General features: G+C 32.6%; 9 protein-coding genes. All 9 read right to left on the reverse strand.

Annotation, left to right across the window (positions count from 1 at the left end):
- Window positions 1–35: 35 nt before the first annotated feature.
- The 9 genes from FUA24_RS08665 to FUA24_RS08705 all read right to left on the reverse strand — a co-directional run bounded on the left by FUA24_RS08665 (window position 36) and on the right by FUA24_RS08705 (window position 9772).
- Window positions 36–1007, reverse strand: coding sequence for a Gfo/Idh/MocA family protein (locus FUA24_RS08665; protein WP_148541399.1), 972 nt, complete (start codon window positions 1005–1007; stop codon window positions 36–38).
- Window positions 1000–2808 (reverse strand): sodium:solute symporter, encoded by a 1809-nt coding sequence (locus FUA24_RS08670; protein WP_148541401.1) that lies wholly within the window; start codon window positions 2806–2808, stop codon window positions 1000–1002. The genes FUA24_RS08665 and FUA24_RS08670 overlap by 8 nt, the downstream gene beginning before the upstream one ends.
- A gap of 114 nt (window positions 2809–2922) precedes the next feature.
- Window positions 2923–5448, reverse strand: a complete 2526-nt coding sequence (locus FUA24_RS08675) for a PIG-L family deacetylase (protein ID WP_148541403.1) — start codon at window positions 5446–5448, stop codon at window positions 2923–2925.
- 171 nt (window positions 5449–5619) lie between these two features.
- Window positions 5620–6420, reverse strand: coding sequence for an SH3 domain-containing protein (locus FUA24_RS08680; protein ID WP_148541405.1), 801 nt, complete (start codon window positions 6418–6420; stop codon window positions 5620–5622).
- A 21-nt stretch (window positions 6421–6441) separates the two neighbouring features.
- Window positions 6442–6963: a mechanosensitive ion channel domain-containing protein gene (locus FUA24_RS08685; RefSeq protein WP_148541407.1), complete on the reverse strand. Its 522-nt coding sequence runs from the start codon at window positions 6961–6963 to the stop codon at window positions 6442–6444.
- 51 nt (window positions 6964–7014) lie between these two features.
- On the reverse strand, window positions 7015–7935 hold the full coding sequence (locus tag FUA24_RS08690; protein WP_148541409.1) for a septum formation inhibitor Maf: 921 nt from the start codon (window positions 7933–7935) through the stop codon (window positions 7015–7017).
- A gap of 31 nt (window positions 7936–7966) precedes the next feature.
- Window positions 7967–8560 (reverse strand): Maf-like protein, encoded by a 594-nt coding sequence (locus FUA24_RS08695; protein ID WP_148541411.1) that lies wholly within the window; start codon window positions 8558–8560, stop codon window positions 7967–7969.
- A complete protein-coding gene (locus tag FUA24_RS08700; RefSeq protein WP_148541413.1) occupies window positions 8553–9458 on the reverse strand; it encodes a geranylgeranylglycerol-phosphate geranylgeranyltransferase in 906 nt (301 codons plus the stop codon). Before FUA24_RS08700 ends, FUA24_RS08695 begins: the two co-directional genes overlap by 8 nt.
- Entirely contained in the window at window positions 9455–9772 is a 318-nt protein-coding gene (locus FUA24_RS08705) for a hypothetical protein (RefSeq protein ID WP_148541414.1), read from the reverse strand. The genes FUA24_RS08700 and FUA24_RS08705 overlap by 4 nt, the downstream gene beginning before the upstream one ends.
- Window positions 9773–9856 lie beyond the last annotated feature (84 nt).

Below are 9856 nucleotides of genomic sequence, written 5' to 3' on the forward strand. Positions count from 1 at the left end.
AATTACTTTAAGTCGTGTTTTTTAGTCTTTTATACTTAGTAATGCAGGTTTATAAGGCCTCTAACCTTATCTAATAGGGTAATTAAGTGTTGGCTAAATTCAAAAGTCATTATATCACTTTCGGTTTGTCCTTTTCTAATAAGATTACCAAAATGAATGGCTTCATAATTATAGCCGATTGTAGTGTAGTTGAAGTCTTTAACGGTTTCTTTTCCATCTTTTATTATGGAAACTGTGGAAGGTGAATGAAAATAATCGTTGATTTTTACAGTAGCGTCTTCAAAGTAATATGTGGCATTGGTTGGCGTATCCTGAATAAGCGAACTTTTTAATGATGCTGTTACGCTATCATCGTAAATAAACGTCATATGGCATGAAGAATCAGCACCATTGTCAAAAAAAGAAGCATTGGCAATAATATCTTTAGGATTACCAAGTGTTGACAAAGCAGCAAAAATAGGGTAGATGCCAATATCTAGTAAACTTCCTCCGCCTAAATCTTTATTAAAAAGTCTAGCCGTGTTGTCAAAAGCACGGTAAAAGCCGAAGTCGGCTTCCAACTTTATAAGATTACCGTAAGGTTTATGTTTAACAATATCTAAAACAAATTGATAATGTGGCAAGAAGTAGGTCCAGAGGGCTTCCATTAATAGCACATTTTTTTCCTTAGCCATTGTTATCATTTCATTTACTTGGCTAATATTCATAGCAAATGGCTTTTCGCATAGTACAGGAATACCATGTTCTAAACAAAGAAGGGTGTTTTCTTTGTGTAATGCATGAGGTGTAGCAATGTACACGGCATCTATATTAGTATCTTTTACCAAGGTTTCATAACTATCATAGGCTTTTATAGCATTGTATTTGTTTGCGAATTTATCGGCTTTAGCCTGATTTCTTGAGCCTACAGCGTATATTTGCGCATCTTCAATAGTTAATAAATCTGTAGCAAATTTATGAGCAATACTTCCTAAGCCAATAATAGCCCAGTTTATGGTTTTAGACATGTTGTGTTTCTTTTGTTTTGTTTAAAGGTTGAATGCTATTAGCCAATAACATAACTAAAATACATCCAAATAAATTCAACCACAAATAAGGCATCCAGTCATACCACCAACCTATAATTACAATGATCTGTGTAAGTATTGCGGCAGTAAACACAGCATTCGATTTTATATTTTTAAAGAAAAACGCCAATAAAAATATACCTAGAACATTACCGTAAAATATAGATCCTATAATGTTAACAAGCTGTATTAGATTTTCAGCTAGATTAGCAAAACATGCAATGATAATAGCTATGATACCCCAAACTAAAGTGAAAACTTTAGTAGCATTAACCATATGCTTTTCTCCCTTTTCTTCTTTAAGGTTTCTACCATATAAATCAATAGAGGTAATGGTAGCCAAGGCATTTATTTCTGAAGCTGTGGAAGACATAGCCGCAGATAAAATAACTGCAAGTAGTAGACCAATTAGACCTTTCGGAAGGTATTTTAGAATAAAGGTTATAAACATATAATCTCTATCATTAGTCTTGTTGTCTTTGCCAGCATCATCATACAGTGTATTTAGTTCATTTTCTTTTTCCTTAAATAATTCGCTGGTTTTATCTGTTATTGAACTTAACTCAGAAGACAGTTTGTTGTATTGATTAGCATATGCTGTATCAATAGCTTTTTTAATGATAAATTTGGCTTCTTTACGATGTGTTTTTTCAATGCTATCTAATACATAAAGTTCTTGTCTTAGATCATCATTATCACTTTTAACAAGAGCATTAGAAACGGCTTGTTTTTCGGTAAATAGTTTATTTTGTTTACTTTGAAGACTTTGGTATTCTTCACTATACTGTGATGCTAAAACGCTTTCTGTTGATGAATTAATGAAATTTAACGGTGCAGGATTGAACTGATAAAAAACGAAAACCATAATACCTACCAATAGAATAAAAAACTGCATTGGTACTTTTAAAAGACCATTAAAAATGAGTCCCATCTGCATTTCCTTAACAGATTTAGCAGAGAGATAACGTTGTACTTGGCTTTGGTCTGTACCAAAGTAGGCCAAAGCTAAAAATGTACCTCCAATTAAACCAGACCAAACGGTATATCTATTTTCTAAATCGAATGAAAAATCTAAGATTTCCATGCGTCCGTTAGAACCAGCAATGTCTAAGGCCTTAGTAAACGAAACATCATCGGGAATTAGGTCTAGGGTGATAAATAAGGCTGCTAGCATTCCAGCAAAAATGACAAACATTTGCTGCTTTTGCGTTACAGTAACCGCTTTTGTACCACCAGAAACTGTGTATATTATTACAAGAATACCTATAGCAATATTTAAGTATGTTAAATTCCAACCTAAAACTACAGATAGAATAATAGCAGGTGCAAAAATGGTTATTCCCGCTGCTAAGCCACGTTGTATTAAGAATAATATGGCTGTTAGTGTTCTTGTTTTTAAATCAAATCGGCTTTCTAAAAACTCGTATGCGGTATATACTTTTAGCTTATGATACAGAGGAATAAACACCATACATATAACTACCATAGCTATAGGTAAGCCGAAATAGAACTGGACAAAGCCCATCCCATCAGAAAACGCCTGACCCGTAGTAGATAAAAAAGTAATGGCACTGGCTTGAGTAGCCATAACCGATAAACCTACCGTCCACCATTTAGTAGAATTACCACCTTTAATGTAATCTTGAGCACTATTTCTACCTCTAGTTTTCCAAGTTCCGTATCCAACAATAGTTAATAATGTTATGATTAGAACGGTCCAATCTATCCAATTAAGTTGCATACTAAAAAGCTTTCATTATGAGGTAAAACACTATAAAATAAATGGCATTGGCTATTAAAACAAGCGAATAAAGTTTAAGCCAAGGTTGTTTGGGTTGGTTGTTGTCTTGCATGACTAGTCTTTTATGTTGGCTTCTAAGTTTAAATCGTCTTTTCCTAGTGAAAGCATATTGGCAAACAATCTGTAAGCACCAGACACTCCGGCAGGGAACTCTCTAAAGAAACTTAAACCCGTATAGATGTAGTATCCTTTACCGTGTTTAGCAACTAATAAACTGCCTTTTTTAGCGCTTTCATTTTTATCATTCATGGATAATATCGGAGAGAATTCTTTACCCCATTTTCTTGGGAAGTACAGACCTCGTTCTTGAGTCCACCCTTCAAAATCTTTTTGTGTAATTTTATTAGGATAGTTTAGTACAGGATGTTCTGGTTTTAAGAATCGAACTTCCGCATTTTCATCGGTTACTCTATCTCTGGATAATTCCAGGTTATAAGGTGCTAATTGTTTGGTTTTTAATCTATGTGAGGTATTATACTGTACAATCATATTACCTCCATCTGCTACAAAATCAAATAATGTTTGTTGTTTAAAGTCTAGTTCTTCTAAGGTGTTGTATGCTCTAATTCCAACAACTACAGCATCAAAATTACTTAATAATTCTGCTGTTATATCTTCGGTCTTAATGACTCTAACACTATAGCCAATTTGTTCTAGACTTTCTGGAACCACATCTCCAGCTCCTTGAATATAGGCTATGTTTTCACCACGCTTTTTAATATCTAATCTAACCACTTTACTTTCACTTGGCAGCAAAACAGTTTGATACGGAATGTGTTCATAAGTGATTTCGACTAGCTCACGGGTATACTTATTGTCTCCAATATGAACAATTGGACCAATTAACCCTTCACTTTGATGTTTAGGAGGTATAATTGTAAAAACTAAAGATTGTTCTTCACCTTTATGTTTTATGGCCACTTTTTGATGTTTCGGATATACACTCCAACCTTCAGGATGACATACTTCTACGTGACCTTCTAAATTGTCTTTTCCGGCCTTAACTACTACGGTAATGTCGTGTTGTTTATCGGTATCAAAAATGATAACTTTTTCAGAGATTTTAGCGGATGCCTCAGGAATAATCTCTAACGGACGGTATAATTCACCTTTATCTGGTTTAGAATAGCGGTGAACAACATCTTTTTCAAAAGTTATGGCATAGCCATCAAAATCTATAATAAAATTGGCTTGAAGCGCTCTTTTAGTTTCAGGATTACCGATAATAGCTTTGTCTTCAACTTTATACATTCCTAAAGACCCTTTTTCATTTAACCAGTATGGACTTGTGGTTTTTATAGTTGATGGGATAATAGTGTTAAAAGAAAACGTGTGTTTTTTATTGTTTTCTAAGCTGATATCTGAAGTTTGCGATTGTCCTAATGGATTAATAGTAACACTTCGTAAAGTAACATTAGCGTTACTTCTTTTTAAGGCTTCAATATTTATTTTTAAATCATTGTTAGGCGATATTGAAGGTATAGATGAAGAAGCCTCTAAATAAAGACCTGCACACATTTCAATAATAGCTTTTAATTCTTTGGATTTTAAAGCTTTCCAGTGTTTGTCCTCAACATTTTGTAACAATTTATAAGCTTTTATAAGTTGTGGTACATGTGCTGACGGATCTATAAAATTGAAGTTGTTTTCAATGGAATTTAGGATCTCTCCAATGGCTTTTCCACCTTTAATTCTATTCCATGAGGTGTCTACCCCTGCAAAGATATCATTGCCTTGTAAGGCTTCACCCTTAATTAATTCTACATATTCATCTTGAGAGCCACGTTGTGCCAATCTACCAAAACCTTGACAAAGGTGCTGGCTACTAGCTAAGGAAGCTACTTCGTTGTTAGATAGCCCTTTTAAAGGATAATACACGCCTATATCAAAATGTAGCATGTTACTTTTATCGGCTTTAGCAAATTTTTCGCGGCTACCATAAAACCACCAACTGGTGTTAAAAAATAAACGTTTTGGTTGCCAAACACCAGTATCTTTTATCATATCTGGAAACGCATTTTTATCTGCAGAGAGGTCAAAAGCTTCATAACTTAACATAGCAGAAGTTGTGTGATGTCCGTGAGTTGTACCTGGTGTTCTATGATCGAATCTGTTTATGATAACATCTGGTTTAAACTTTCTAATAGCCAAAACAACATCACTTAAAACTTGTGTTTCGTCCCAAATAGAAAGTGTTTCTTCAGGGTGTTTGGAGTAACCAAAATCATTTGCTCTTGAGAATAGTTGTTCACCACCATCAACGCGTCTTGCAGCTAATAATTCCTGAGTTCTAATAACACCTAATAGTTCCCTAATTTCTGGACCAATTAGGTTTTGCCCACCATCTCCTCTGGTTAAAGATAAGTATGCGGTTCTAGCTTTTACATGATTAGCCATGTATGCTATTAACCTTGTGTTTTCATCATCTGGATGCGCAGCTACGTATAACACAGAACCCAAAAAATTAAGTTTTTGAATGGATTCGTATATCTGTGCAGATGCAGGTGTTTTGGGTTTTTGTGCGTTTAAGACACCAACCGAAAGGATACAAATTAATAAATAAGTAATCTGTCTTTGCATAGTAATTTTGGTTAACTAAAAACCAAATATAGCAAAGTACTGTTGGGAATGATTGGGTTTTAATGTTTCTTTAACGCTCTTGTAATAAATACTAACAAAAGAAACTGGTTTACATGTTTTACCTTTCCTATCTATGTATATATTATGTGGTAGAATAGAAAAGGTTTATTGCTATTCAATAAGTTTGGTTCCATTCCAAGTAAATGTTTTTAGAATGGTAATTTCATTATCTATTCCTCTTGAATTAGGAGTGATTTTTGCATAAACTAATTTATTGGGCTTTCCATGTTTTTCATTAGGAAAAATGTAGGTATAGAAAGGTTCGGGACCATCACAATGCATGTTATTTACTATTGGTAATTCTATGAGCTCATTATGTACATTAACTAAAAAATAATTTTCATCGGTGTTGGAACAACAAGCTATATAAGTGGATTGGACTTTTATTAATTTTTTAATGTTTTTTAAACCGTACAAATCATTAACTAACAATGTAGAATTATCATACATTAACAAGTCTGAGATTTTAAATTTAGATAAATCTTTATGAGCTTTGTTTCTTAAAAATATGTAAGTGGGTTCTGGTTGAATTGCCTTCGATAAAGCTGCTTCATGTTTTTCAATTGCTTTAGAATCAATTTTTGTTAGATAAAAATTACCAGATTCTTGCTGTTTATCGAATGCTTCTTCAGATAGAAATCCGCTAAACACAAATCCTTTTAAATTATTGCCTTCATTTTTTATTTCATACCATTCTCCAGCAATAATTTTCCCTTCATCTTCTATCTTTAATTCAATTCCTGACTTTCTTAAAATAATAACTTTTGATTTGTAATCTAACTTGCCTATTCTGTTAGAATTAAGACTAGGAGCATCCCTTACGACTAGGCCATTTTTAGCACTAACAAATTCAATCTTTTGGCCAAAAAGTTGAGTGCAAAATAGAAGGAAAATTACAAATGAGTTTTTCATATGTGCAATGTGTAGGTAAAACTAAAGATCTTCCTTAATAGCATCTTTTTCAATTAAAGTCACAGGTTTTTGAAGAATTAAGTTATTGGGATAGGTTACTAAATCCCCATTTTCTAATCTTAGATTTAACTGAAACGCCCCAATATCTTCAATAATAGCTTTCATGGGAACATCACTATCATGAATTTTAATTTTGTCGCCAACTTTATACGGATATGAAAAGAACAAGATGATGCCCGAAGTAACATTACTTAGTACCGACCAAACTGCAAACATAGCAATACCTAAAATGGCAAATACAGATGAAAATATTACAGCTATATCTTCAAAATTTACGCCAAATACAAAGGCTTCAATAAGGACAGCTAAAAGCAACAAACTAATACTGACGTACTTACTGATTAAATTCATTCGTGCCTTTATAAGACCATGTTTTTTACCTCTCTTTTTAATTACAATATTGGATATTATCCATATGAAAAATAAAATGCCTAAAACTATGGCACTATACGTTAGTTCATCTTTATAAGTTTCAAAAAACATGCGTACTATTAAGAGTTATTAGGCAAAGATAAGCTAAAAAGAATTCAAAGTTTAGTTGAGTTTTAGTGTGTCTCTTAGTGTTTCAAACTTATTCGAATTTTTACTCCAATAAGGTGATTTTATGGTTTTTAATTTTGTACCCTTTGTAGTTAGGGTTTTAGAATTTTTACCATAACCACTTTTAAATGTTTCTTCCCAACTTAATATGTCATGGGGGAAATTAGCATTAAAGTTGATTAATAATGTCCTTTCCAATTCTGGATATTCCAGTTTATAGGCGTTGGAAGTTAAGGTAGCCTTTGCTTTGTATGCTTTAACAGGAACGTGTTTCATTCTTGTATATTCAAAAGAAGGAACAATGTCAAGTGCTCCTGTTGGTAATGATTTAGGATTCATTCGTAATTGCGTCCACAATTCGTTCTCTAGAATTGCCTTTTCCAAGTTGAAGCTTTTATCCGCCTCACCTTCAAAATAGGAATGTGATGTAATTTCAAATTGATCTCTGTTGTTTAATTGCGCATAGACGTGGCCACACCACTCTTGCATAGAGCTAGACACTTTTATAGCATGTTTGTTGTTAGTTACAGGATAAAATACACTTTGCATTACGGAATAAGGGTAAATACCTGTATTAAAATTTTTAGTAGCATTTAACTTTAAGACCGGGATATTGGATGGATTTTGATTATCTGCTTTTACCTGAGAATCTGGTAAAAAATCTTCAGTAACGTAAATTAAAACCGCTTTTCCTTTTCTGATTTCTCCGTACCTAGCTTGTTCCAATTCATAAGAGGATATTTCGGCTTCACCTGCATACCAATAGTCTTTAAATGCTTGTGTTAGCTGTTGAGGAGCTTTTATAACTTCACTTTTAACATTATCGTTGGCCGCAAGTAAGTTGTCTTTTTTAGCGTCTTTACAATTCGTTATTAATAGGGTAGAAGCTAAGGTAATGGTTAGTAGCGTTTTCATTTTTAAAGGATTATACCTTAAAATTACAAAGTTATTTGGAGTTCGCCATATCATTTAACGTTTTGTAAACAAGATGTACAGGTAAGCCCATTACATTAAAATAGGAGCCTTCTATTTTGGTTACTCCAATTTCACCTATCCATTCTTGAATGCCATAAGCACCAGCTTTATCAAAAGGTTTACAAGTTTTAATGTAATACCAGATTTCATCATCAGTTAGTGCCTTAAAAGTTACCTTAGTACTATTATGAAGGGTTTTATTGTAATTGGAATTGGTAAAGCATACAGAGGTTATTACTTCATGAGTAGCATTACTTAGTGATTTTAAAATGTCAAATGCATCACCTTCATCTTTTGGTTTGCCAAGTGCTTTTTCATTATGCCATACTATGGTATCACTTGTAATTAAAACATCATTTTCTTTTAATTCATCTTTAAAAGGTAAAGCTTTTAACTGCGCCAAATAATTGCTTATTTCAAAATGTTTTAGTCTGTCGGGGTATTCTTCCTTTACTGGTTTTAGTCTAATTTCAAATTCTAAACCAAGTCCTTTAAAAAAGGCCTGTCTTCTGGGAGAGCCCGAAGCTAGAATAATATTAAAATCCTTTAATTTTTCGTTAAGCATAAGTGTAGAGTAATATTGAAAGCATTCCTAATAACATGACTAATTTAAGCATGTTACTTATATAACGAAAGTGTTTTTTTGTTTTAGCATTAAAAGCCTTTATAGAAACATAGATTAGCGGACCTAAAACAAAAAAGAGAAAATAGACAACACGTAAAGGTAATTTGTAAATTACGTAAACAATGTAGTAAATTAACATTAGGATGGGCAGCAGCGTTAAAGCAAAAAGTACATTACTTGCTCGTTCTCTTCCAATTACAATAGGTAAGGTGTTCATATGGGCTTTATAGTCGCCATCAATATCTTCAATATCTTTTGCTACTTCTCTAATGAGATTAATTAAAAAGGCAAACATTGCGTAGTTAAATACTTGCTTAAAATATATAAGCTGTAGGTGTTGATTCTGATCGGTTATAGCAGGAAGTAAATCAAAAATAGGAACGATTAAAACACTTAGGCCTACTAATATGGAAACCACTATATTTCCAATTAAAAAGGTTTGTTTTAAATAACTAGCATAAATATATAGTAAAGCTGAAATGACTATGAACAAGGAGAAAAATGCTGTTTTTCCGATTAAAAAGGAAACGTAATAGCCTAAACCAACACCAACCACGTTAAAGATTATAAATAATGTGAAAGCATTTTTTTCTGAAATAGACTTACCAATAATAACGTCTTGAGGTTTGTTTACTAGATCTGTTTCTATGTCGTAAATGTCGTTTATAATGTTTCCAGCAGCAGCAATACAAACGGTTGAAAGTATCAGAAAAGAAATACCAAAAGCGTCTAAACTAGTAATGGCGCCTAATGGTTCTAATAATCCGTATTTAACCAATAATTGTATTAGAACAATCATTAAGAGGTTTTTCCAACGAATAAGTTTAAGTAGACTCATAATTGGGACATAACGCTTTTTATTAAATAGATGAGTACGCTAACAATAGCAATAAAAACAAAACAGAACACCACAATAGTTTTACGCTGTCTTATTTTTTCATCTTTTCTAATCTTATTTTTTATGAGTTGTTTCTCTGCTTTAGTTAAGGTATGGTGTGCAAAATTAAGTTGAAAATGATAATGAGTTTCATCATCTAGCTTTTCTTTTAAAGAAGAAAACGCTTTATTAGATTTTCTATTGAATACACTTTGGTTATTTCCAAAACCTATATATCCAAAACCTGTGCTATGTCTTCTCTTGTTTCTTGCCAAATGTCAGGGAATTTTGCAGTTGTATTTTAAGATTTATTAGTTTTCAATAATCAATAATCAATAATCAATAATCAATAATCAATA

The sequence above is a fragment of the Seonamhaeicola marinus genome (assembly GCF_008085455.1).

Bases quoted from the DNA above. Each gene is read 5' to 3' on its own strand.
- FUA24_RS08665 (WP_148541399.1), bottom strand. From the start codon at position 1,007: ATGTCTAAAACCATAAACTGGGCTATTATTGGCTTAGGAAGTATTGCT.
- FUA24_RS08670 (WP_148541401.1), bottom strand. From the start codon at position 2,808: ATGCAACTTAATTGGATAGATTGGACCGTTCTAATCATAACATTATTA.
- FUA24_RS08675 (WP_148541403.1), bottom strand. From the start codon at position 5,448: ATGCAAAGACAGATTACTTATTTATTAATTTGTATCCTTTCGGTTGGT.
- FUA24_RS08680 (WP_148541405.1), bottom strand. From the start codon at position 6,420: ATGAAAAACTCATTTGTAATTTTCCTTCTATTTTGCACTCAACTTTTT.
- FUA24_RS08685 (WP_148541407.1), bottom strand. From the start codon at position 6,963: ATGTTTTTTGAAACTTATAAAGATGAACTAACGTATAGTGCCATAGTT.
- FUA24_RS08690 (WP_148541409.1), bottom strand. From the start codon at position 7,935: ATGAAAACGCTACTAACCATTACCTTAGCTTCTACCCTATTAATAACG.
- FUA24_RS08695 (WP_148541411.1), bottom strand. From the start codon at position 8,560: ATGCTTAACGAAAAATTAAAGGATTTTAATATTATTCTAGCTTCGGGC.
- FUA24_RS08700 (WP_148541413.1), bottom strand. From the start codon at position 9,458: ATGAGTCTACTTAAACTTATTCGTTGGAAAAACCTCTTAATGATTGTT.